Here is a 25,365-nt window from a genome sequence, read left to right on the forward strand (position 1 = left end):
AAATTTTATTCTTTCTCATGATGTATTCGGATTTCCGCTCATTCGGATATTTTAGAAAACGACAAAATCGTTGATAACCCTATGGTTTTGTGGATAAAGCGAAAAATTGAAGAGAAATATAAAATCCAATTCGGAATTCCGCTCATTCCAAAATAGGAGTTTTTTCGGAATTCCACTCATCTGAAATTCGGATTTCCGCTCATTTCCAATTCGGAATTGCACTCACCGAAAAAGTGGTTCAAACCCTTTTCTATAAGTCGATACAGTGCTTCATTAAAAGTATTATAAAAGTAATTAAAAAGTCTTTTTTTATTTAAAAGGAAAATGTGGATAAAAAATTTGCTTTAAAAAGAAAAAAAAATGAATTGTGAAGAAGTAAAAGAAAAAATAAATATAAGAACGGTTTTAGAATCATTCAACCTTTCCCCTGTGAAAGAAAACAGAAAAACGGCTTTTTATTTTGCGCTCGACAGAGAAGAAAAAATTCCGAGTTTATCCGTTGATTTCGTCAAAAATAAAGCGTTTGATTTTGGAACGGGAAAAAGTTATGATGTGATTTCGATTGTTCAGCAAATGAATCAATGTTCTGTTTCTGAAGCATTGAAATATTTAGAAAAATTTGTGTTTTCCGTTCAAAAAAAGTTTCAAAATGAAGAAGCAAAGCTACAAAAAGAGTACAAAATCCTCAACGTTCGTGAAATTCAGCATCCTGCATTAATTCAATATTTAAAATCTCGAAAAGTATATGAACAAAAAGAGTTGGTGAAAGAAATTGAATACGAGTTGAATGGTAAAAAGTATTTCGGAATTGGGTTTTTCAATAATTCTGGAGGAGTTGAAATCCGAAATAAATATTCCAAAATATGTTTAGGGAAAAAAGATGTGACATTGATAAAAAATGAATTGAATATTTCTAATGAAATTTGCATTTTTGAAGGTTTTTTTGATTATTTGACATATAAGAATTTGGAACAAAAAGAAAATTCTAATTCAGATTATCTGATTCTAAATTCTACTGCGATGCTTTTTAAAGTTGAGGAATTATTAAGAAAATACCAAAAAATCTCTCTGTTTCTTGATAACGATGATAATGGAGAGCTTGTAAAGTCAAAAATTCAGAATCAGTATAAGTATAAGAATGTAGAAGATTGTTCCTTAATTTATCAAAAATTTAAGGATTTGAATGAGTGGTTTTGCTCAAAAGAAGACTTATAAGATATCTTTACTCATAAACATTTTAAGACATTAAAAATAATTCAATCAAAGAAAACCCTATAATTTTAATGTTTTTTTGAGTTTTTCATTATTAAATATAACTGTATAATTACTTCCGACTTTGGTTTTGGCTTTTACGTTTGCAAATGTAGGACATCATCATTCACTCAAAAAAATCTTTTTGGGTTTCTATAAAAATTCTTTCCACAAGTTCCAATAATTTTTTCAGACACTCCTAAATCCTTCGGACAAAAAGATTTCGAGCCCGATTCAAAACTTGTAAGTAATTACGGGAACTGAATCGGGTTTTGTGTGCCTGATGCTGTCCTATGATCATCGGCAAAGAAAAAGCCGGAACCTCAGTTGTACAAATCAATTCAATAGCAGTTGCTCTTTAACATCATTAGAAAAATCAAAAAAAAAACGAAAAACATTGTTTTCCAATAAAATTAAAAGAAAGAAAAATATAAAAAGAAAAGCCGAGTGTCCTCGATACCAAATCAATTCACTCGAAAATTTCAACCAAATACAGACGAAAAATCAATTAAAAAATTAACAATTAAATCGAAACATTATGAACACAATTATCGGAAGAGTTACCCAAAACGCAAAAATCAACATCTTAAAAAACGACAAAAAAGTCGTGAACTTTTCAGTAGCCATCAATGACAGTTACAAAACAAAACAAGGCGAACGCAAAGAGCAAACTACCTATTACAATTGCTCTTATTGGATAAATGCCAAAATAGCAGAATATCTTACCAAAGGTACTTTGGTGGAATTATCAGGCAGGATAAGCAGTAGTGCTTGGATAGGAAAAGATGGAGAAATAAAGTCTGGACTGAACTTCCATACTTCAAACATCAAATTGCACGGTGGAAAGCAAAAATCTGAATTCAACAAAGAACCGATTGCAAACCCACAAAACAACAATAGCAATCCTTTTTCAGATGAAACTGATGATGATTTACCATTTTAATTCAATCTTAAAAAAATTATGGAAGCACAATTTAATTTTCAGTTAAGACACCGAAACGATAAAAGAGAATGGGAAGATATTGAGGTGTATTATCAAACCCATTGCGATAGGACTACTGCAATACGCTATGCAAGAAATCTTTCCAAAATATTCAATTCGGAAATCCGATTGACAGAGGGAAAAGAGCCATTCAAAACAAGCGGAACATACATTTACGAACAAACAGAACCTTTAAAAATTAGAAATTATGGCAAATTGGTGTAGCAACTCGGTTGCTTTTGAGGGCAACGAAATCGCTTTAGAACATGTAAAATTAGAGTTTATAAAAATGCAACTCCGAGAAAATGAAGAAAACTGCGGACAACTTCCCGAATTTATTTCGGATAAAAAAAGAGGTTATTTTTTTGATATTTTATTGGAAGATGGCGACTGTATTTTCAATTACCAAACAAGATGGTCTCCCAATACCGAAATTTTATTACAGATAGCCGAACATTATAAAGTAGATTTTATTTACAATTATGAAGAAATAGGCAATCAAATCTATGGTGTTGCAGTCTATTCAAACAACGAACTCACGGAAATCTATTTAGAAGAGGAAGACTTTGAACAATATGATTATCACGAAGAGACAGACACTTACTCTTTTGAGGAAGAAAACTACGAAAGTGATTATGAAATTTTAGAAATCTTACTGAAAAGGAAAATTAAAAAAATTCAAAGTCAAATTTTAGTATGATAAAAACAGTAAAAATTACAAACTATAAATTATGAAAATTAAAGACTTAAATGGGTGTACAATTGAAATTACTAATCTCAATGAAGCAATTCAAATAACTAGAAGATACAAAAGATACGAACACGAAAGCAAAGGTTTTTCAAAATTAGACAAAAAACTCAATCAATATTGGACGGATTTATATGAAAAACTACTTAAAATAAAATCCCAAAAAAAAGAAAAATCAAAAATTTAAAATTATGCAAACCAATTTTTTCAGACAACTTGCCAATTTGAACCTTACAGGCGATTTGCAAATCACATTCAGAGCAACCACAGAAAATAGTTTTGTCCTTTCCTTATTGCTCAATAACGAACAATGCGGTGACGAAGCAAGAAAACTCATTCCGCCACTCAATCTTCGTGGTACAGCCGAAGAATTAGACAATGGATTTTTTGAAACTATTTCTATACCATTACAAACTGCATCGGGATTGATGGTAGATATGGAAAGTTTCATGAAACAACTCGAAGAAGCCAAAAAGAAATCCGCTATGGAAAAGGGAAAATCCGAAAAAGAGAAAAAGGAAAAGGAAGCCAAAGAGAAAAAGTACAATGAAGCCTTACAGAAAGCCGAAGAATTAGAAAAAGAAGGTAAATACAAAGAAGCTTGGACAGCATTACCAAAGGTTTCCGAATATCCCGACTTTGCCGATACAATTCGCAAAAAACAAGATGAATACGAAAGACATTTTGCACCAAGCCTTTTTACTGAAAATTCATCGGATAGTATGGCTGAAAATCAAGAAAATTACTAAATACCAACTACCAAATACTAAAAAAATGTTACTCGCAACCCAATTAGAAAGAGTTTTTATACTCAAAGATAACGGACAGGAAATAAAATTACCCGACCCTGAACCAAAATGGAGTGTAGAAGCCGTAATGAATTTTTACGCCAATACTTATCCAATTTTAACCAACGCCAAAGTTTCCGCACCACAAATTAAAGAAGATACTGTACAATACAAATTTGAAAGTGTAATGGGAACAAAAGGATAAATTTTGGTTGATGGTTAATAGTTGTCGGTTGATAGAATTACAAACTAAATACTGACAACCATCAACTGATAACCAAAAAATCATTCATCAATTATCATTCATCATCTATGAAATATGCAACGAAAAATAATCTCGGGAAAAATAAAAATTCCCGAAAAACCAAAGCAAAATCAACTGCATCAACAGTTGGGAGAATTTGCAGATTGGATGAAGCAGGACAAAAACGCTTCGGAAATTCGGAAAGACCGACGGAAATCTGTTCCGATAAATCAACTTCCGATGGTTTTCTAAAATGTACTTTTCTTCCAAAATTAAAAGAAAATATTGCTCAAAAATTGGCATCAGACGAACAAAATTTAACTCAAATTCAAAGGAAAAACACCAAAACGGAAAGAGATTTTTATCAATCCCTTTCACGATTAACAGAGCATTATGGATTAAATCCAATATCAACAAAGTATTTTGGTTATCCTTACAATATTGCTTTGGCTTTAGATGACATTCAGAAACAATTGAAAAATAAAGTGAAAGATTGGGAAGAAATCAGATTGATAGAGGAAAAAGGGAAAACCTACTTTACAAGTGAGGAACGATATAGTACAGGTGCAACGCTTTATTACATTCCGATAGTTCCGTTGTACCAATTATCTAAAAATCCGAAACGAAAAAAAGTAGCTCAACTATTACAATCCGTTTGTTCTTATTTGTATCATATTACTAAAATTCCTTATTACCGAAAACAGGACAGTTACTTGCTTTGGATGTACGAAATGGTAACAGACTGGATTACCTCTGATGATGAAAATGAAGAAACACTCTTTTATTTATCAGAAATCAAACAAGCGGAACAAATAGGTGATTTTATGGAACAAAAGATTTACAATCATCATAATTTAATACGATTTAAAGACCATTTAAAAAACTTTAAAGCCAAAGACATTTTTGACAATGATTGTTTTATGTTGGCGAGAAAAATATTTTCTCTTTATAAGCAATATCCAAGTGCTACCATTTATCAAAACCTGAAATCTATTATAGATACAGAGGATTATGAGAGTGAAACTATCGTATCAATGGACAAATACATTTCTTTTTGTGCCGAAGCAAGAGGATTACTTTTCCAAACACTTTTTGAATCAGTAAATTCTGAGTTTCAAGAATGCACAACAATGCAAGAACCGATGGTTATTAAAAAATTTGATGGAAGAAATATTTCAAACAACAACCTCGATTTTGAAAATCGCCTTTTCCCCTTGATTGAAGAACTCATTTACATTTTGAACAACTTTTAAATAAATCGATGATGAAAGATATTACCCATGATTTTGGTACACTCTACCACCCAACAACAGCATTGGTATTTTATCAAAACAATGAAAGAAACATAGAAACTTATGTAGAGCATTTTGAAATGGATAAAAACGGAAATCCAATCAATGCCCATCCTTTGACAGAGCGAGAAGCAAAAGAATTGATTAAAGCACTTACCATTAATACCCAAAAGGAAAAAAGTCAAGATTTTCTAAAGCCAAAAGGAATTTTACCAACCCATATTCTACATATCAATCCAAGTGAAAATGGTTCAGTATTATGGTTCACGAAATCAATGAAACGACAACTCTATTTTACTGAAAATTTAGAAATTCCCAACGGAATGGCAGAAGTACCTGCAATGTTGTGGTTGGCAAATAAACGAAGTCTTATGATTTTTGCACTTTCAAGTAATCGAAGACCAACAGAAAAAACAGAACTTTTTTATGCACCGTTTTTCAATGTTTATGAAAACGGAAATGTTTGTATGGGAACGGTGGATGTTCATATTCAAAACTCAACTTCGTTGGAAGAATTTACAAAAAAATGGGAAGATTATTTTTTTAATTCATATTTCAGCCATCTGATGAATGAACACAATCCCATCAATGGAAATTGTGTAAACTTATGGAAAAGCCTTATCAATACAGAAAAACAATTCCCAAAAGAAACATTAAGAACAGCAAACAGAACTTTAAAAAATCTATTACTATGAACACAGAAATAACGAAATACCAAGAAGTCAAAACAAAAGTTCATTTTACGGAAAATACGTTAATCAATCCAACAAATCCCGTTACTGTTAATTTAATTGGAGCAGGTGGAACAGGTTCGCAGGTTTTAACTGCATTGGCAAGAATGAACCACGCTTTAACAGAACTCAATCACGCAGGTTTATCTGTGAGATTATGGGACGATGATGTAATAAACGAAGCGAATTTAGGCAGACAACTTTTTGCAGAATGTGAATTGGGATTGTACAAATCTGTAGCATTAATCAATAGAGCCAACAGATTTTTTGGAACAAATTGGAAAGCCGAAAAACAAAAATTCCAAAAAGACGATTTAGGAAAATTGCAAAGCAATATGAAATCAGAAATTTATATTTCTTGTGTAGATAGCGTAAAATCACGTTTTGATATTGCTGAAATTTTAAATGAATTGAAGATTGATAAAGGATATTACAGAAATAAATGCAAATATTGGATAGATTTTGGAAACAGTCAATTTACAGGACAGGTTTTGCTTTCGACCATCGGAAATATCAAACAACCTAATTCCGAGAAATATGAAACGGTGGAAAGTCTTCCTTTTATAACTGAAGAATTTGGTGAACTTTTGAAGATTTCTGAATTAGAAGATAATACGCCAAGTTGTAGTTTAGCAGAAGCACTAGAAAAGCAGGATTTGTTCATTAATTCTGTATTAGCACAAATGGGAAGTTCGCTACTTTGGAGCTTATTTCGCAATGGATTGATTGAAAACAGAGGCTTTTTTCTTAATCTGAAAAATTTCACTGCACAGCCAATTAAATTGTAGGTTTTGCGGTTCGATGTAAAAATCGGGCTGCAAAAATGCAATTCCTCCCTTTGGTCGGAAACGCATTTTTGCAGAAAACGGAGCAACCATATTTCTAAAATATTTCTATCCTTTTCCTTTTATGATGTTTTTGAAAAAAGGTTGCAGAGTTTTTAGTGATAATTTTTAGGAAAAATTAATTCCAATTTACTTTCAAATCTTTAAATTCTAGATTTGATTTCGTATCCTCAAACAAGTTTCTTATAGGCTGTGAAGTTTCTTTGAATCTAAAAAGTTTTATAAAAAGTGGCTCGTTTTCTACATTTTTAAAAGAAAAAGTTAATTTAATAGGGGTATTCAAAGCCAATTCAGGGTACGGTTTACTGGATTTGTAAAAATCAATTTCATATTCTACTCCTTCAATATCAATAATAGAAATATCTCCAATTGTCATCTTTTTGTTCTCATCTTTTGCTTCCACAAGAAAGGTAATAGCAATCGTTTTTTCGGCTTTGTTTCCAATTACTTTTGTTATTTTAAACGAAGAGTTATCTTTCTCTATTTCTAAAATTGCTTTATTAATCTCAACTATTTTTTTTAGATAGTCATTTTCCAAAGTCAAAATTTTATTCGTTGATTGAAGAGCTTCGTTTTCTTTTTTGAGATCTTCGCAATTGGTTTGGCTGAACCCAAGTGTTGTGATTGAAAGCACTGATAATATTAATAATTTCTTCATTTTGTTTTTGTTAAAATTCATTGGTTAAGATATTGATTGATGTTCAAATATACAATTAAATTTTCCAAAATTCCAGTACTTTAAAAGCTATATTACTTGCAATAAATCTAAAAATCTTTACAAATTATTAAAAGCTATGATATAAATCCTCGAGTGCATTTTCCAATTTTCTGTTCAAAAAATCCAAATTATTTCAAGTCGGAAAAAATACTGAAAATGCATTTTGCAAGAAAAGAAACAATAACATTTTTAAAAACTCTCATTTTAATTTTTAAAAATAGATTTTTGTACTAAAATAAAAAAGAAGATAAGATATTTGTAATATGTTTATCTCTCATTTTCATAAAATTCCAATAGTTTTTTACTAAAAATAAAAGAATATTTTGATTGTAGCAATGAACTTTGTGCATTTATGTAGTTATTTCTAGCAACATTAACATCATAAATTGATGTTAAGCCTGCTTTAAAACTTTTTTCGGCAAAATCTAGTGCTAAATATGCACTTTTTTCATTTTCCTTTGCAGTAGAATATATTTCAAAATTAGATTTCATATCAAAAAGTATTTTTTGTATTTTTTGTTCTACATTCTGTCTTTGCTGATCTAAGTTATTTTTTGCAAGATTTTCATTTATTTCACTTTGTTCAATTTGTAATTTGGTAATGCCTTTATTAAAAATAGGAATATTTGCAGATACCCCAATTTCTTGAACAAAATTGTTTGAATATTGTTTTAAAAAACTACTTTTATCTTTTGTATTTAATAAATTATTATAAAAACTGTTCATCCCTAATTGAATAGTTATTGATGGATAATAATTAGTCTTTAAAATAGATGTTGATAATTTTGCAGAATTAATTCTACTTTTAGCAGCCTTTAATTCTGGTTGAGCGCTTGTTATATTCCAAATATCTTTTTCAATTATATTATTCTCTAAATTGTCAGAAAGATTAATAGCTTCTATATCAAGTTCTTTATAATTAGACATCTGGAGAAGTTGTGAGAGCAAGAATAGACTTTTCTCTGTTTCTATCTCTGCGGTTTTTAAATTTTGTTTTTCCCTAGATAAAGCAGCTGCAGACTCATACTCAATTGTTTTTGAGGTTGTTCCCGCATTGGTGGTAATTTTTGAACGATCATATATTTTTTGAGCATTTTCAAATGAACTTTGAAATATTTTAATCTTTTCTTTATTCAGAAGAATTGTTAAGTATTGTTGAATAATCAGTACGGATATATTATTTTGAGTGCTTATAATATCATATTGGCTAGCTTCTACTTCAAACTCAGCTTTCCGAACAGATTTTTCTAACCTTCTGTTATTGTATAATAAAACAGAAGCTCCAACATTAATTGTATTTTTAAAATTATCATTCCTTACATTTGTTCCTAAATATTGAGCTTGTCCAAAATTTATACTATTGTTGAAATTTCCAGAAATGACAGGCAGGTATTCTCTTTTAGCAATTTCTAAATTTTTGTCTTGTATTTTTTTTGAAATAGTATTTTGTGCTATTTGCAAATTATTTTTTTTAGCATATTCTATGCAGTCTTCTAAACTCCATTTCTTTTGGCACAATCCAAAAATAGAAACGAATAAGATAAAAACAGTTAAAATCTTCTTCATAAAACTCTAACCTAAATTTGTTATTTGTTTTTCCCACATAGATTTATAAGAGGTATCAGTAGAGAGTAAATCTCTATGAGTGCCTTCTTCAATAATTTTACCTTCTTTCATCACCAAAATTATATCAGAATTAGCAATAGTGCTTAATCGGTGAGCAATTACAATCATTGTTTTTCCTTGTGCTTTTAATTCATTAAGTGTTTTCTGAATAATTTGTTCTGCTTCAGTATCAAGAGAAGAAGTAGCTTCATCTAAAATTAAAATTTCAGGATTTTTGTATAAAGCTCTTGCAATAGCAATTCTTTGTTTTTGTCCGCCAGAAAGTTGAGAGCCATTTTCACCAAGATAGGTTTGAAAACCATTAGGCAATTTTTCTATAAATTCTAGAATCCCTAAATTTTTTGTGATGTCAATGATTCTTTGAATATCAGGAATATCTTCACCTAAAGCAATATTTTCAATAACATTACCAGAAAATAAATCAATTTGTTGAGGAACTACCGAAACTAAATTCCTTAAAGAAAAATTAGAAATGTAATTAATGTCATAATCTCCAATCATTATTTTACCATTCTTTAAAGGATAAAGATTTTGTACTAAAGAAGCCAAAGTTGTTTTACCACTTCCACTTTCACCTACGATAGCAGTAGTTTTCCCTTTTTCTATTTCACAATTGAATCCTTCAAAAACATCAACCCTACTTCCATAACTAAAATACACATCTTTAAACTGTATGTTTCCTATACTTTCTGCTGTAAGTTCAATCTTATCTGTGGTTTCTTCCCTTTCTAAATCCATTATCTCAAAAAGTCTGTCAGCAGCAATCAATGCGTTTTGTATGGTTTTATTCATTCCAATCAATTGAGAAACAGGACCAGTAAAATAGCCAATTAAAGCATAAAAAGAAAGCAGTTCTCCAGGTGTTATTTCTCTATCAATAACATATCCTGCACCGGCCCAAAGTAAAACAATAGTAAATATTCTAGATAAGAATTCAGATGAATTTCCCGAGAACAAAGCGTTAATAACAGACTTGTAAATCGTCTTTAATAAATTTGAAAAACGATTATCGGTTTTATTATTCGCAAAGGTTTCTACGCCAAACTGTTTAATGGTTCTTACAGAATTAAGAGATTCTACTAAATGACTTTCTAGTTCTGCACTTTCTTGCATTAGCTTTCTTTCTACTTTTTTGTTGAGTTTATTCGTTATAAAATAAACCAACAGATAAAAAGGAATAACCAAAGCAGTAATTAAAGCCAGTTTCCAATAGTATGTAAACATTAAAGCGAACGAAAACAAAACAATAAAAATGTTTACAAAAATTTGAATGGAAACATCATTAATAAAAGTTCTAATTTTTACGGCATCATTAACTCTGGAGATAATCTCCCCGACTTTCATCGTGTCAAAAAAACGTTGAGGAAGTTTTAATAAATGTTTGTAATAACCCAATATCAAATGTTTATCCATTTTCTGTCCTGTTTGCAAAACCAAAACAGATTTCATATATCCAATGAAAATTTGGAAAAGAAGAATCACAATCATTGCAATAGAAAGCAAATTAAGTAACCTTCTATTTCCATCAATTAAAACATAATCAGTAATTTTCTGAATATAAATAGAAGTAGATAAACCTAGAACAGTATAAACAACAGCGCCAATAAGCGCTTGTATCAAAATGCTTTTATGTGGTTGAACCAAGTTCCAAAATCTACTGTATATACTTGTACTTTCGTCTTTTTGCTCAAAATATTCGTTAGGTTCTAGTAAGATAAGAACACCTGTCCAAATTTTTGAAAAATCATCTATGGTGTATTCTTCTATTTTTCCAAAAGCAGGATCCATTACATAGATTTTTTCTTTGGAAACTTTATAGATTACTACAAAGTGGTGCAATTGCTCTTTTACAACTACGTGTGCAATTGCAGGAAGCGGAATTTCTGGTAAAGCATCTGCTCCACCTTTTACACCTTTGGCATTAAAACCAAGTGCTTCTAAACCTTGCACCATACCTAGAACATTAGTTCCTCTTTTATCAGTATGACAAATTTGTCGAATTTTTGCAATAGGAATTTTAAGTCCGTAATGTGCCGAAACGGAAGCTAAACAAGCAGCTCCGCAGTCTCTGATGTCGTGTTGTTTTATTAATGTAGAATTTTTCATGTTATGCTATAAGTCAAAAGCAATATGCTATAGACTTTAGAGATCATTTTTTAATTATAGAACTTTGTTTACTGCTTAAAGCTTATAACCTACAGCTTATTTCAAATTTGGATTAAACCAATCATCAACTCTATCAAATAGTAATTGCCAAAGTGTTCTATCCAGTAAATAAAATCTTGTGGTAAGCGTCATTCCTTTGCCAACTTGTCCTTTGTAACCATTTTTTAGTTGTAGATAATTTTTATCCATCATACAACGTACTTTAAAGTAAGCATCTCCAGTTTGTTGGTTTACAGTAATGTTTTGATCAATATCCATTACTTTTCCTTCTAGCAGTCCCCATTGGTTATAATTATAAGCATCTATCTGAAACTTTACTTTTTGGTTTTTCTTAATAAAGCCAATGTCTTTAGGAGATACCATACATTCTGCCACTTGGTTTTCTTCTGGAGAAATTTCCCCAATTGGTTGACCTTGTACTATAAAATTTCCTTTTTGTATTCCTGAAAAATTAACCAACCTACCTGAAATAGGAGCTGTAACAATATAATTTTTTTGTTCTTGATTGATACGAGTAATCTCTGAGCCTAGAGATCGAAGTTGTCTTTCTGTATCTCTTTTTTGAGCTTGCCATTGCGCCAATTGTTGCTCTTTTATACTAGAAATTTGTGTTTTTAGGTTTTGATAGTTGTAAAAGACTTTATCATAATCTGCTCTAGGAATTACACCTTGGTTATAGAGTAATAATGCTCTATCATAATCTTTTTTGGCGAGAGCTAGCTGAGATTGTACTTGTGCTATTTTTTCTTGCATAGCTGAGACCTCTCTGATGTATTGCCCTGTCTGCAATCCTGTAAAATTACCACTAGATACTTTTTGCAAGTCTGAAAGCTGTGCTTGGTAGTCTGCACTTTGATTGGCTTGTAGATTTTTTTGCGTATCTAGTTGTTCTGCGGTTACCACTAGGAGCGTTTCTCCCTTTTTTATGTTTTGGTTATTCTTTTCTAGTTTTGTTTCTATCACTCTACCGCTTACTACTGCCGTAAGCTGTGTGTTTTCTTGCACAGAGCGCACCACCCCTCTGCTAGAAGAAGATATGGGAAGATGAATAATAGGTAAGGTTACAAGAATTACTATTACCATTGCTAAAATGGTAAGATTTATGGTTTTTGACATTAGTAAAATTTTATATTTTACATAAGGTTCATCATCTCTTTTTGAAGGAGCTGAGCTTGTTTTACTTCATACTCTTGTCTAGCTTTTGCAATAGCTTCATTTAGAATAAAAATAATTTCTTCTAAATTTTTATTCAGGGGATTAGAAATTTTTTTGATATTTCCTAAAACAGAAATTTCAATTGAAACTCCATTAGAGCTATGTGTAATGACTTCTTGGTCTAATGTGTTTTTTATATCTTCTATTTTTTGCTTTAGAAGTTGTGCCTTTTCTATAGATATATTTGGTAACATTTGTTTTGTTTTAAAATTTGTTCTAGTTTTTTTAATTTATTTTTTGGCGTTCTTTTGTTCCTCAATATCATTTTTGAAAAACGAAGAGAATATATCAATTGTGTTAGGGAAGTTGCTATCTTGCCAATAAGATTCTTGGTAAGAACTTTTATTTTTGCTAAAACCTATGTCATCTTTTGGTTTGACATATTCATAAGAAATAGGAATAAATTCTGTGTATAAAACGACATCATTATTATTTTCCTCAGATTTGTGTTTCATACTAAAACGGATTGTATTAGAAAACTTATTAAGATAATTAAAGGGATAATTCTTAAGAGAAGCACCAGATAAATAATTGGCAAAGATTTCTCTTGAAAAGTTATTCATTTGAAAGCCCAAAAAGTTCACATTCATACTTTCAATATTCTTTTTGGTCAAGCTTATTTTTTCGCTCTCTTGTTTATTTTCAGAGAAAGAATACTTGCCATTATCCATTACTGCTTTTATGTTTTCGACTGCTTCTAATTTTGGAAGTTTCATTTGCGTTTTCAAATCAAAAGAAGCTACTTTTTTATATTTTTGATCCGCATCTTTTAAGGTAAAAACTCGGTATTGCTCTAAATATTCATTTTCAATTTTGCTCTCTTGTTTATTGATTTTATAAGTAATAATACCATCTGCATAGCAATTGAACTTCTTGTTCATCAATACATAAGTTATGAAATATCCTTTAATGTAATATTCTTTTAACTCATCTTTCTTTTCTAAAACAATTGGTTTAATTTCTACAATTTTATCAGAAATATAGAAACTATTCATTTCTAAATCTGCTAACCTCAAAGTATCTGTGATAATGTTTTCGTGAGAAAGTAAGTAGAAGTCTTCTTTGGTAAGTTCTTCTTTATTAATTACACCATTAATGTCCGTTTTTGTAACCACATTGCCGTTTTTGTCAAAAACTAAGACATTGACTAAAGGCTTATTAGAAGTTTTAGATATAAACTTAACTTCTTGAGCGTTTGCTATTGAAAACAATAGCATAAAGGTTAAATAAAGTATTCTCATGTTTTATTATTTTACGATATTTATTATTTTATCATTTTTCAATCGAATTATCATCTGAGATTTTTCAAATTGAGCTACAATATTTTGCGCATCTGTACATAAATCATATTGTTCTAAATTGATGCCATTAATGGAAGCTATTTCATCCAATACTTTTAGTCCACTTTTATCTGCCAGACTGTTTTTATAGACATTTGAAACTCTAATATTATTGTAGAATTTTTCAATTGAAAAACCAAAATTCATTTTAATATCCACATCCGTTTTAAAATCTTCATGTTTTTTCAGATAGATATTCTTAAAACCTTCATCAAAAATAACTTCAAAGTTTTTTAAAAAACCAGCCCCTATGGATGTTAACAAATGATCAGAGTATTTTATTGGGAGATCAACTTCCTTGTCAATTACATAAATTTTACCTTTTGCAATATATTCTTCAGAAATAATATTTCCATAAGAATTTTGCATTTCTAATAATTTTATTTTAGGGATTTTCTGATTTTTCTTATTTACAGATATAATATCGAAAGAGCCTGTATCAATAATAAAATCAGTATTTATGTCATTTATCTTTAAACTAAAAGTTGGCTTCTTATCTGACCCAAAAAACTTTCCCCCATTATGTTTAAAATTTATAGGATATATACTATAGCCATCGTTATTAAAAGCTGAGTTCGAGTATAAAAGTTCATTATTTTTTAAATTAAGTTTCCAATTATATTTTTTAATGATATCCATCCCGATTATGCCAATAATATTTTCAGGATTACAACTCCCTAAAATCTTTTTAATATCAATAAACCTAACTTCTATTTTTTCTTCTCTTAAATTTCCTATTTCGAGGCTATTTAATCTAATATTCCTAAAAGATAATTGACCATAGTAAGTATTGATTGTTTCTTTTCTTCTATAATTTTCTATATCCAAAGTACCAACGTCCAATAACGTTTTTGTTGAACCTGTATCAAATATTAATTTACCCGAAACAAATCTGCCGTTAATTTTTATAGAATCACAAATCAAAACATTACCTTTCTCTTTTAGATGAAAAAGTTTGAGTTGTTGTGAGTTAAAAAGATTAAATATCAGTAAAAATTGTAGAGCAAATTTCATAACCACAATTGTAGATTTTTATTGAATAATTTAGGAAAGGGAGAAAACCTCCCTTTCTTTAATTTAAATTAATTCCCAACCCTTTTCCCATTAACAGTTGTTATAGTATCAGGGTTATTATCTTTTGCAAATGCATCAGCTAACAAAAGAATAGCAGCAACAAATAATACAGCTAGCCAAGGAAACCCTCCTTCTGTCTCTCTCATCTCTTGAAGAGACATTTCTTGTAAATTTTTCATTTTGTAAAATTTTTAAAGTTAATAAATTTGTGTCATATAAACCCTGACATTGGGATTTTGCTGATCAGCATTTTTGAATTGTACACTTCAAAAAGGTAAAGAATTAGGTTCTTTTCCGAGAACAAAAATGAATTAATAATAAAGATAACACAAGTAAAGCTATCCAAGATTGATAAATTCCGACATTTTGAATACTAAAATTTATAAATTAACGGTTTAAATCAAATGCCTACCTTTTCATTATCAATCAATTACATGCTAATTGTTAAAAATTAATAATAATCACTAATTTTGTGAGATAAAATCACATATGAGAAAAATTTATTTAATATTAATCATTATCTGTCCAATTTTATTCTTTTCTCAGAGTAAAAAGGGATTTTATTTGCCCGATACTTTAAAAACTAAATCTTTTGATTATTTAAAAAAAGGATATGATAAAGAATTTCAATCGAAAAAGAACTTAGCTGAATTATATGCCAATTGTTTATTATTAAAAGGTAAAAAAGAAAAAAATGATTTAAAAACAATAGATGGATATATATCATTGTATCGTTTAAAAGATGATGATTTATCTGCTTTGTCATATTTGGATAGTATGATGATAGTTTCTAAAAAAATAAATAATAAAGAGTATTTGTCTGATGGTTATATGTACAAAGGAAATTACTATTATTTGAAAGGAGACTATTTAAAATCACTAGGAAGCTATTTAGAAGCGAGAAATTATGCTGAAAATAATAGTGAAACTTATCATATTCTTAATTTTAATATTGGGTTATTAAAATTAGAATTAGGCAATTATCAAGAGGCTCAAAATCTATTTTTTGATTTTAAAAAATATATTGAATATAAGGGGCAGACAAAACGCATTGACTACGTGAGTTGCTTATATGCTATTGCATATACTTATAACAAAACAAATATGATTGATTTATCAGAGTCTTTTGTAAAATTGGGTTTAAAAGCAAATGAACAAATAAAAGATCAAGAAAGTTATCTGAATTTACTTTTGGTATCGGGAATAAATTCTTACAAAAGGAAAAACTATAAGGAGGCAATAGAGAAATTAGAAAAAGTGGACAAATTGACCCGAAAAAATTCTTATAATCTGCAAAACCTAGCTCTTAGTGAGTTTTATATTGGTAAAAGCTTAAATAGGATTAATGATGCTAATTTTTTAAATAAATTCAAAACAGTTGATTCCATCATATTTAAAACTAAAAACGTTACATCGGAGTTAAGAGAGATATATCCTTTTTTAATTGAACATTATAAGGAGAATAATGATAAGCAAAAGCAATTATTATATATTGAACATTTATTAACTTTTGATAGCATATCGAGTTCTAATAAATATAACCTTTCTACAATAATTAATAAAAAGTATGATACTCCAAACCTTATAATTGAAAAAGAAAAATTGATTTCTGATTTAAATTCTAAAAACTCTACATTATTTTGGATAATTGGAATTATTGGATTGCTGACCATCTCCTTAATAATAATTTATTATAAAAATAGAAAGCAAATTAAATTTTATGAAAGACAAGCAGAAGCTCTATTAAAAAATTCAAAAGATATTGTTAACATAGAGGACATCTCTATTAATACAAATAGTTGGAATATTGGAAAAGAAGAAGTTGATAAACCAAAATCCTCACTTCCAGAAGATATTATAGAAAACCTTAGACTGAAGTTCACACAATTTGAAAATGAAAAAGGCTTTTTGAATAAAAGTCTTACCTTGGATAACTTAGCAAAAGACTTTGAAACTAATAGAGATTATCTTTCAAAAACGGTTAATGAGTTGAAAGGGAAAAATTTTTCTCAATATATTAATGAATTAAGAATTAACAATATAGTGGAAGAACTTAAGAACAATCCTCATCTTCAAAAATATACAATTGCTGGAATTGCAGAAGAAGCAGGATATAATAATTCTGAATCCTTTACTAATTCTTTTAAAAAACACACAGGAACTTTGCCTTCATATTATATAAAAGCATTACAAGAGAAAAAAAACGAAATTTTATAATGCACTTATTTAAAGGTGTTTAAATATGATAAATTCCCAAAATTGATAAATTTCGATATCTTTTTTTACATACATTATAAAATATTCACTTTTTTTGTAACAAGTTTAATTTAAAAAATTCGTCCAAAATGAAAAAGACACAAAATCAAAATCAGAAAAAGCTATCTCTAAACAAATTAAGAATAGCAAAAATTAATAATCCTCAAATCATAAAAGGAGGAGATGCAGATGCTAACATACCAACTGGTACAGTCCCAACAAAGAAAACTGATCAATAATGCATAAATTCAAATTCTGCTTTTATACTTTTTTTATCTTTTGTTTGGGATTATTAAATGCTCAAAAAATGAATCTTGCACCATCTTCAACTGTAACAGAAAAATATTTTGGAATTAATATAGTTGATGAGTATAGAAATTTAGAAAATTTAAAAGATTCTTCTGTTGTTAATTGGATGCGTGAGCAAACAAAATATTCAACAAATACTTTGAAATCCATTTCAAATAGACAATATTATATTGATAAAAGAAAAGAATTTGATAAGCGTAAATCATTTTCTGTAAATAGTATAAACGTTACAGAAAATGGTTTTTATTTTTATTTGAAGAAAAAACCCGAAGAAAGCACAGCTAAACTATATTTTAGAAAGACTTTTAATGGAACAGAAACTGAAATATTTAATCCTCAAAGTTATAAACCTGAGAATAAAAAAAACTATCAAATTAGTTACATTAAACCAAATTTTGATGGTTCAAAAATAGCAATTGCTTTAACTGAAAGTGGTAAAGAAATTTCTGAAATGATTATTTATGATGTGAAAAAGAATAAATTACTCTCTGATGTTATTACCAATTGCTGGCCATCTGATGGTGGAGGTGTATCTTGGTTCCCTGATAATGAACGCTTTATTTATCTTCATTATCCAGTTATTGACCCAAATTCAATTTTTTTTCTAAAAAATATGGAATCGGTCATTTATAAAATCGGAGAGGATCCCCAAATATTAAATGACATATTTTCAAAAGAAAATGATCCCAATTTAAAAATTAATTCCGAAGATTTTCCTATTGTAAATTTACCCAATAAAGAATCTAAATTTCTATTTGGTTATATAGCTGGTGCTACAAATTTTGTTAACACCTATTACAAGCCGTTAAATGAAATAAATAAAAAAGGCAGTTGGAAATTATTATTTGACAAAGATAAAAAAGTAAGCAATTTTATTGTAAAAGGAAACGATATTATTTTTGTATCAGAAAAAAATGGTATGACAGCTATTTATAGGACTTCATTATTAAAACCTAATTTTGAAAACCCGGATTTAATAGTCCCTAACACTTCTGATGAAGTAATAAATGGATTATCTAATATAAAAGATGGATTTTTATTTAGTAGTACAAAAAATGGAGTAGAAGCAAAACTTTATTTATACAAAAAAACACATGTAGAACAATTAGTCCTTCCTTTTCCTGCTGGAGACATTTCAATAGGCACACAAAGTTCTAGGTCAAATAATTTTTGGATTACATGTAGTGGGTGGAAAAATGACTCTGAAAGATTTAAATACAATTATGCTTTAAAAAAATTCACATCAGAAAATCTTTCCCCTATAATTGATTATCCTGAGTTTAAAGATATTATTGTAGAAGAAACTGTTGTGAAGTCTCATGATGGAGTAGACATTCCTCTTTCTTTAATATATAAAAAAGGAATAAATAAAAATAAACATAATCCTCTCCTTATTGATGCATATGGTGGCTATGGAATTATTAATAGCCCTTATTTTTCAAAAACATATATGTTATGGGCTTTAGAAGGAGGAATAATGGCAATTGCACATGTTAGAGGCGGAGGAGAGAAAGGAGAAGAATGGCACCTAGGTGGGTTTAAAGAAACTAAACCAAATTCATGGAAAGATTTAATCTCTTGTGCCGAGTATATGATAAATAAAGATTACACATCTTCAGAAAATATAGCTATTTGGGGAGCAAGTGCTGGAGGAATTACCATAGGAAGAGCAATGACCGAAAGACCTGATTTATTTAAAGCCGCAATTATTGATGCTGGCGTTGTAAATGCTTCAAGAATGGAGTTTACTCCAAACGGACTAAATAATGTGAAAGAATTAGGTTCATTAAAAATAGAATCTGAATTTAAGGCTTTACTAGAAATGGATGCGTATCTACATATTAAAAAAGGAATTAAATATCCTGCTGCACTTATTACTGGGGGAATTAATGATCCTAGAGTATCACCATGGATGCCTACCAAATTTGCAGCAAAACTGCTTGCAAATAATGATTCAGAAAATCCTACCCTTTTAAAAATTGATTACGAAGGCGGTCATGGTGGAGACATTCCAACTCTACAATTATATGAAAATCTAGCGGATATTTTTGTTTTTGCATTTTGGCAATTAGGACATCCTGATTATCAACTCAAAAAAGACGAGAAAAAATAAATGCCAAAATTCCCTTACAATTTTTTTGATGATTTTATTGTCAGATTACCTCATTTATCTTTTAAAGAATTTAAAAGAAATTTTTATGAGAAATGCACAGATGATGAAAATATAGAAAAATATCTTACTAGTATTATTTTTAGAGAAGCCATTTACTTAGCTTCTCTTTCTTTGTTTAATGAAACTAAGACTAAAATTAGTGAAAAGTCTAAAGTCTCATTAGTGAAATATTACAATAGAGCTAGTACACGCTATACACCATTTGGATTATTTGCTGGAGTAAGTTTAGGTAAATTTGATAAAGAAGATGATTTCCCTAAATTATTTTCAGAGAATGAAAGATCTAGAGACACCAAGCTTGATATGCACTTTTTGGTTGAACTATCAAAGCATCTTAATTCAATACCTCATATTAAAAATAACATTTTATACTTTCCCAATAATAGTATTTATACAATTGGAAAAAATAAAATCCGTTTTGTAGAATATGAAAATAAAGAGGGAAAAAGAGATTACATAATTTCTTCTGCTCCTCTTTCTGAAGAGTTAGAACAAATATTACTTGTTTCTAAAGAAGGTAAAACAATTGATGAACTGTCATCAGTACTTATTAATGAAGAAATATCTTTAGAAGAAGCTAGAGAATTTATTGATGAGCTCATAGAAAATCAGGTTTTGGTAAGTGAACTAGAACCAAATGTAGCAGGAAATAATTTTTTAGATTCAATCATTTCAATTTTAGAAAGAATTGGAGCTAACGAAGAAAGAGACCTTTTGGTTGCCATAAAAATTAAAATGCAGCAGCTCGATTTAAATTTTGGAAATTCAGAAAACATGTATGCTGAAATTGAAGAACTTATTAATAATCTCAATTTAGAATATGATAAAAAGTATCTCTTTCAGACGGATTTATATTATGATAGCAAAATAAAATTATCATATGAATGGAAAAGACAACTAAAAAAGGGGATTTCATTTTTAAATAAGATTACTATCTTAAATAGAGAAACTGTTTTAGAAAAATTTAAAGAAGCATTTTACGAAAGATTTGAAAATGAAGAGGTTTCCCTTTCCTATGCTTTAGATTCTGAAATTGGGATAGGCTATTTGCAAAATATACCAACAAAAGGAGTTCATCCGTATTTAGAAGATATAGTCTTACCTTCTTCCAAACAAAAAAGAGAACTTCAATTTAAATTAAATCCAATACATCTTATTCTCAATCAAAGGTTACAAAAATCCTATTGGAATAATGATTATGTCATAAAATTATCAGAAGATGATTTTAATGATTTTGAAGAAAATTGGAATGATTTGTCGGATACTTTATCGTTAATTGGAGAAATAGTTTCTGATAATCAACAAGAAAAATTATACATTAACAATATTAGTGGAAATGCAGGAAGGTTACTTGGAAGATTTTGTTCAGAAAAGTCAACAATAAAAGATTTTGTAATACAAATTTCGGATAAGGAACAAGAACTAAATCCAGAGAAAATTTTAGCCGAAATTATACATCTTCCAGAATCTAGAATTGGAAATGTGATAAGAAGACCTCAATTAAGGAGTTACGAAATCCCCTACTTGGCTAATTCTGCTTTAAAGAAAGAAAATCAAATATCAGTAGATGATTTGTATCTTTCAATAAAGAATGGTAAGTTATTTTTAAGATCAAAAAAACACAATAAAGAAGTTATTCCTCATTTGACGAATGCTCACAACTATTCTAATAACTCTTTGCCTATCTACCATTTTTTATGCGATTATAGTAAACAAAAAATTAGGACAAGTTTATTTTTTGATTGGGGTGGATTGTCAAAAATTTATGATTTCTTGCCAAGAGTTGAATATGAAAATATAATCCTTTCAAAAGCTCAATGGAAAATTAATTCTGAGCAAATTAAAATTTTTAATTCAATTATTCTATCTGAAAATATGGAACACTTGTTTCAAAAAATTGAAGAGTGGAGAAAATTAAAGCAAATTCCACAATGGATTCAATGGGTGCAAGGAGATAATACTTTGGCAGTTAATTTACAAAACTTCGATTTAGTTCAAATGTTTTTTTCATCTGTTAAAAATGAAAAAGAAATTATTATTGAAGAGTTTTTAATTAATGATAAGTCTGATTATGTTCATCAATTTGTGTTTTCACTTTATAAAGATTTATAAACAAAATGTCTGAAAGTAGAATATTTTATCCAGGAAGTGAATGGTTATATTTTAAGATTTATACAGGAGTTAAAACTTCTGAATTTCTTTTGGAAGTGATAAAGCCATTTGTTGAACAATTACAGAATGAAAATAAGATTAAAAAGTGGTTTTTTATAAGGTATAACGACCCGAAACCACATTTAAGAATAAGATTTAATATTAGTAACCTTAACAACTATAATTATATTTTGGGAAAAATTAATTCTCTATTTGGAGAATATTTGAATTCTGGAGAGATTTCGAATATAATTATTGACACTTATAAAAGAGAACTTGAACGGTATGGAGAAAATACAATAGAATATGCAGAGGAAATCTTTTTTAGAAGCAGTGAATTGATTCTAAAATTTTTAGAATACGATGATGAAGAGAAAATAATGGTTGCTTTATTTTATATTGATTTTATTTTTTCTGAATTAGGATTATCAAATGAAGAGAAAATAAATTGGATTAAGAATTTTGATAATGCTTTTAAGACAGAATTTAATGCGGACAAAAATTTAAATAATCAATTAAAGAGAAAGTATATAGATTTTCAGCCTAAATATTTTGAATTTATTAAGTCAAATGAGTTTAAAGACATTAGGAACTTAATCACAAATAATATTTCAGACATTCATATTGTTATTGAAAAAATTTTAGAATTGAAAAAGAAAGAGTGTTTGAACGTAGGAATGATAGATTTTTTTCAAAGTATTTTTCATATGCACATCAATAGACTATTTGTTTCTAATCAAAGATTGTTTGAAATGATTATTTATGATCATTTGTTGAGGTTTTATAAAGCATAGAATGTCAATCTATTAAGGCAAATAGATGGCTTGTTATTAACCAAAATTTATCAATTTCGGTATGCTTTTATTGGATTTATATATTTGAATTTTCAATTTTGGAAAAATAAAAAACACAAATGATTTTGTTAAAAAAATCAGGAGGTAAAATATAATAACAATAAAAGCGGTATCCGAAAAGCTTATAGAGTAGGGAAAATTTAAAAAGAAATCACTATGAAAAAAAACAAAAACAACTTTTTTGTATCAAAAGATACAAGTAAAGAAAAACTTCAAAATGTTTTTTCTACATTATCTCAAAAACAACTAATTGATATCAAAGGAGGTATGGTAGAAGAAGAAGAAGAAGAAGATGGTTTAGATTGGAAAAACTATGCTGAGAGCACTTCATACAATAGAGCAAGACCAGTAAAACCAAAAATATAAAAAAAATTAGACTCTTAATTTTTGAAAACAAAGCGTTCTATGGGACGCTTTTTTAATAATATCATATGAAAATTAATTCGATTGTTTTAAAGACCGCAAGTTTGTGTAATTTAAATTGCTCTTATTGTTATGTTTATAATAAAGGTGACGATACATATAAAAATATGCCCAAAATTTTTGCAAAATCACTAATTCCTATTTTGCTTAAAAGAATTCTAGAATATATGGAAAAAAAAGATTTAAAAAAATATAATATAATCTTTCATGGAGGAGAGCCACTATTAGCTGGCATAGAATATTACAAATATTTTATAAGTGAATATCAAAGAACCTTTAAAGATACATTTAAAGAGATTAACTTTATTATGCAAACTAATGGTACTTTGTTAAATGAAAAATATGTTCATGATTTAAATAAATTAAGTATAAGCATTGGAATAAGTATGGATGGCACAGAAAAAACAAATTCAAAATATAGGGTATATCATAATAATAAATCTTCTTATAAAGAAATTAAAAATGGGATTGATTTATGTAATATGATATTAGGAAACTCAGGGGTACTTTCAGTGATAAATATTGAAGATAAACCTTCAGATGTTTATGATCAATATAAAAAACTAAAAATCAGTTTTGTAAATTTACTCTTTCCGGATGAAAACCATGATACAATTATCATTAACGATACTAGAGGCAAAATAGGCAAATGGCTTGTGGAGATGTTTAATTTGTGGTTTTTTGATAAATCTGCAGAAAGACCAGAAATTCTTTTATTTTCAACATTGATAAAATTAATCTTATCATTGCCAGAAGGAAATGATGTAATGGGAAAAAGATTTGGAGCTACTATGATAATTGAAACAAATGGAGATATACAAACCAATGATACCCTACGAGTTAGTAAACCTGGAATAACTCACTCAAAATTTAATATAAATAAAGATAATCTTGATTCTATTGAAAATATAAAACTAGCTGAATTATATTATTATGCGCATCATCGTTTACCTTTTATGTGTCAAAACTGTGATTTAGAAGAAATTTGTGCAGGAGGTTATCTTGTTAATAGATATAGTAAAAAGAATGGATTCAATAATGAGTCAGTGTATTGTGAGGATTTAGCAGAGTTTATTTGTCATGTTCAGAATATTATTGCAGTAGAAATTTATGATGAATTGAAATTAGAAAAATTAAATTTGTCAAACTTAATTAATAACATACGTTTTAATAAAGCTAAATATCATGAAAATATATATTTACAAAGTTTTTAGTTTATTTTTATTCCTTTTTTCTGTTTTTTCTTTTTCCCAGAAATTTATTGAAAAATTTGAAATTGATTCTATTACATATTTGCATAAAGAAATTAAAAAAAAGAAACGGATTGTTAATTTTATAGAAGCTACTAATAACGACAATAATCCAAAAGATTTAATAATTTTTATACAAGGTTCAAATGTTACACCGCTAATTTCTGAAGATGAAGGGGGTAAATTTTTAATTATTCCTTTTGAAATTAAAAATTATTTAAAAGATAATTTGTTTTTATTTGTCTCTAAACCTTTTATTCCGATTTTCAAAAATGCTAAAGATTTAGATGAAAATTATAATATTATTGATAAAAAAATTCTATACGATTATCAAAAGTTAAATACACTTAATGTCTTATTATCAGATATTTACGAAATTATTAAAAAATATAGTAAAAGCCCAAATGTAAGAAATATATATATAATTGGGCATTCTCAAGGAGCAAGAATAGCGGCCGCCCTTAACGAAAAAAAAATAAAAAAGACTGCCATATTATCGGTGAATTTATATGGTCGCTTTCAGGAAGAAATTTCTAATTTAAGATTTAATAATTTATTAAATAAGCAATACTTAAAAGATGGGGATGCCATCTATAGCAATTATAAAAATTTAAAGAATGCTGTTTTAATTGGAAATGATGAAAATACATTGTCTAATATATCATATAAATCCTTTTCTTTTCCCACAACTATAAGTTTTCTTGTAAAAAAACAGAACCCAGTATTAATTGTTTATGGAGGAAAGGATGTTGGGGTTTCTTTTTCTAATGATTTGGCTAGATTTGAGTTTTTGAATAATCGAAAAGATAATATTTTCTTTAAGGTTTATAATAAATTAAACCATAATTTTGAAGAGGAAAATGAAAAAGAAAAGAAGTTTTATTGGCAAGAAGTATTTGAAGATGTAATTATTTGGTTAAAACAGTAAT

Annotated in this window: 26 protein-coding genes; 18 read left to right on the top strand and 8 right to left on the bottom strand. The window is 28.4% G+C overall.

The window, feature by feature from the left end:
• Positions 1-360 precede the first annotated feature (360 nt).
• The 10 genes from KKQ79_RS02780 (at position 361) to KKQ79_RS02825 (ending at position 6,824) form a co-directional block, all read left to right on the top strand.
• Positions 361-1,215, top strand: a complete 855-nt coding sequence (locus KKQ79_RS02780; protein WP_213188877.1) for a toprim domain-containing protein — start codon at positions 361-363, stop codon at positions 1,213-1,215.
• A 574-nt stretch (positions 1,216-1,789) separates the two neighbouring features.
• Positions 1,790-2,194 (top strand): single-stranded DNA-binding protein, encoded by a 405-nt coding sequence (locus KKQ79_RS02785; protein WP_213188878.1) that lies wholly within the window; start codon positions 1,790-1,792, stop codon positions 2,192-2,194.
• An 18-nt stretch (positions 2,195-2,212) separates the two neighbouring features.
• Positions 2,213-2,458, top strand: coding sequence for an addiction module toxin RelE (locus KKQ79_RS02790; RefSeq protein WP_213188879.1), 246 nt, complete (start codon positions 2,213-2,215; stop codon positions 2,456-2,458).
• Positions 2,442-2,933, top strand: a complete 492-nt coding sequence (locus KKQ79_RS02795) for a DUF1281 family ferredoxin-like fold protein (protein ID WP_213188880.1) — start codon at positions 2,442-2,444, stop codon at positions 2,931-2,933. The genes KKQ79_RS02790 and KKQ79_RS02795 overlap by 17 nt, the downstream gene beginning before the upstream one ends.
• A gap of 31 nt (positions 2,934-2,964) precedes the next feature.
• Entirely contained in the window at positions 2,965-3,168 is a 204-nt protein-coding gene (locus KKQ79_RS02800; protein WP_213188881.1) for a hypothetical protein, read from the top strand.
• Positions 3,169-3,172: 4 nt separating this feature from the next.
• On the top strand, positions 3,173-3,730 hold the full coding sequence (locus KKQ79_RS02805; RefSeq protein WP_213188882.1) for a PRTRC system protein E: 558 nt from the start codon (positions 3,173-3,175) through the stop codon (positions 3,728-3,730).
• A 25-nt stretch (positions 3,731-3,755) separates the two neighbouring features.
• Entirely contained in the window at positions 3,756-3,974 is a 219-nt protein-coding gene (locus KKQ79_RS02810; RefSeq protein ID WP_213188883.1) for a PRTRC system protein C, read from the top strand.
• Positions 3,975-4,081: 107 nt separating this feature from the next.
• Entirely contained in the window at positions 4,082-5,266 is a 1,185-nt protein-coding gene (locus KKQ79_RS02815; RefSeq protein ID WP_213188884.1) for a hypothetical protein, read from the top strand.
• A gap of 11 nt (positions 5,267-5,277) precedes the next feature.
• Entirely contained in the window at positions 5,278-6,000 is a 723-nt protein-coding gene (locus KKQ79_RS02820) for a PRTRC system protein B (protein WP_213188885.1), read from the top strand.
• A complete protein-coding gene (locus KKQ79_RS02825) occupies positions 5,997-6,824 on the top strand; it encodes a PRTRC system ThiF family protein (RefSeq protein ID WP_213188886.1) in 828 nt (275 codons plus the stop codon). Before KKQ79_RS02820 ends, KKQ79_RS02825 begins: the two co-directional genes overlap by 4 nt.
• Before the next feature lie 175 nt (positions 6,825-6,999).
• Here the strand turns inward: KKQ79_RS02825 and KKQ79_RS02830 are convergent, their stop codons facing one another.
• The 8 genes from KKQ79_RS02830 to KKQ79_RS02865 all read right to left on the bottom strand — a co-directional run bounded on the left by KKQ79_RS02830 (position 7,000) and on the right by KKQ79_RS02865 (position 15,199).
• On the bottom strand, positions 7,000-7,539 hold the full coding sequence (locus KKQ79_RS02830; RefSeq protein ID WP_213188887.1) for a transposase: 540 nt from the start codon (positions 7,537-7,539) through the stop codon (positions 7,000-7,002).
• Between the two features lie 327 nt (positions 7,540-7,866).
• Positions 7,867-9,165 carry a TolC family protein gene (locus KKQ79_RS02835; RefSeq protein ID WP_213188888.1) on the bottom strand — a complete coding sequence of 433 codons (1,299 nt, stop codon included), beginning with the start codon at positions 9,163-9,165 and terminating at the stop codon, positions 7,867-7,869.
• Positions 9,166-9,171: 6 nt separating this feature from the next.
• Entirely contained in the window at positions 9,172-11,331 is a 2,160-nt protein-coding gene (locus tag KKQ79_RS02840; protein WP_213188889.1) for a peptidase domain-containing ABC transporter, read from the bottom strand.
• A gap of 96 nt (positions 11,332-11,427) precedes the next feature.
• Entirely contained in the window at positions 11,428-12,507 is a 1,080-nt protein-coding gene (locus KKQ79_RS02845; protein WP_213188890.1) for an HlyD family secretion protein, read from the bottom strand.
• Between the two features lie 17 nt (positions 12,508-12,524).
• On the bottom strand, positions 12,525-12,800 hold the full coding sequence (locus KKQ79_RS02850; protein ID WP_213188891.1) for a hypothetical protein: 276 nt from the start codon (positions 12,798-12,800) through the stop codon (positions 12,525-12,527).
• A 36-nt stretch (positions 12,801-12,836) separates the two neighbouring features.
• Positions 12,837-13,847 (bottom strand): hypothetical protein, encoded by a 1,011-nt coding sequence (locus tag KKQ79_RS02855; RefSeq protein ID WP_213188892.1) that lies wholly within the window; start codon positions 13,845-13,847, stop codon positions 12,837-12,839.
• 6 nt (positions 13,848-13,853) lie between these two features.
• A complete protein-coding gene (locus KKQ79_RS02860) occupies positions 13,854-14,960 on the bottom strand; it encodes an aspartyl protease family protein (protein ID WP_213188893.1) in 1,107 nt (368 codons plus the stop codon).
• 68 nt (positions 14,961-15,028) lie between these two features.
• Positions 15,029-15,199: a hypothetical protein gene (locus KKQ79_RS02865; RefSeq protein ID WP_213188894.1), complete on the bottom strand. Its 171-nt coding sequence runs from the start codon at positions 15,197-15,199 to the stop codon at positions 15,029-15,031.
• 310 nt (positions 15,200-15,509) lie between these two features.
• Between KKQ79_RS02865 and KKQ79_RS02870 the strand changes: the two genes are divergently transcribed.
• The 8 genes from KKQ79_RS02870 (at position 15,510) to KKQ79_RS02905 (ending at position 25,364) form a co-directional block, all read left to right on the top strand.
• The gene (locus tag KKQ79_RS02870) at positions 15,510-17,237 is read left to right on the top strand and encodes a helix-turn-helix domain-containing protein (RefSeq protein WP_213188895.1); all 1,728 of its coding nucleotides are present in this window, start codon (positions 15,510-15,512) and stop codon (positions 17,235-17,237) included.
• Between the two features lie 128 nt (positions 17,238-17,365).
• Positions 17,366-17,515, top strand: coding sequence for a hypothetical protein (locus tag KKQ79_RS02875; protein WP_213188896.1), 150 nt, complete (start codon positions 17,366-17,368; stop codon positions 17,513-17,515).
• A 68-nt stretch (positions 17,516-17,583) separates the two neighbouring features.
• On the top strand, positions 17,584-19,698 hold the full coding sequence (locus KKQ79_RS02880; RefSeq protein WP_250131177.1) for a prolyl oligopeptidase family serine peptidase: 2,115 nt from the start codon (positions 17,584-17,586) through the stop codon (positions 19,696-19,698).
• Positions 19,699-21,870: a lantibiotic dehydratase family protein gene (locus tag KKQ79_RS02885; protein ID WP_213188898.1), complete on the top strand. Its 2,172-nt coding sequence runs from the start codon at positions 19,699-19,701 to the stop codon at positions 21,868-21,870.
• Positions 21,871-21,875: 5 nt separating this feature from the next.
• Complete coding sequence (locus tag KKQ79_RS02890) at positions 21,876-22,703, top strand: thiopeptide-type bacteriocin biosynthesis protein (protein ID WP_213188899.1); 828 nt, start codon at positions 21,876-21,878, stop codon at positions 22,701-22,703.
• Positions 22,704-22,919: 216 nt separating this feature from the next.
• Complete coding sequence (locus KKQ79_RS02895; protein WP_213188900.1) at positions 22,920-23,129, top strand: hypothetical protein; 210 nt, start codon at positions 22,920-22,922, stop codon at positions 23,127-23,129.
• Between the two features lie 65 nt (positions 23,130-23,194).
• The gene (locus KKQ79_RS02900; RefSeq protein ID WP_213188901.1) at positions 23,195-24,400 is read left to right on the top strand and encodes a radical SAM protein; all 1,206 of its coding nucleotides are present in this window, start codon (positions 23,195-23,197) and stop codon (positions 24,398-24,400) included.
• Complete coding sequence (locus KKQ79_RS02905) at positions 24,372-25,364, top strand: hypothetical protein (protein WP_213188902.1); 993 nt, start codon at positions 24,372-24,374, stop codon at positions 25,362-25,364. The genes KKQ79_RS02900 and KKQ79_RS02905 overlap by 29 nt, the downstream gene beginning before the upstream one ends.
• Position 25,365 lies beyond the last annotated feature (1 nt).

This window comes from Cloacibacterium caeni (assembly GCF_907163125.1).
Lineage (GTDB): Bacteria > Bacteroidota > Bacteroidia > Flavobacteriales > Weeksellaceae > Cloacibacterium > Cloacibacterium caeni_B.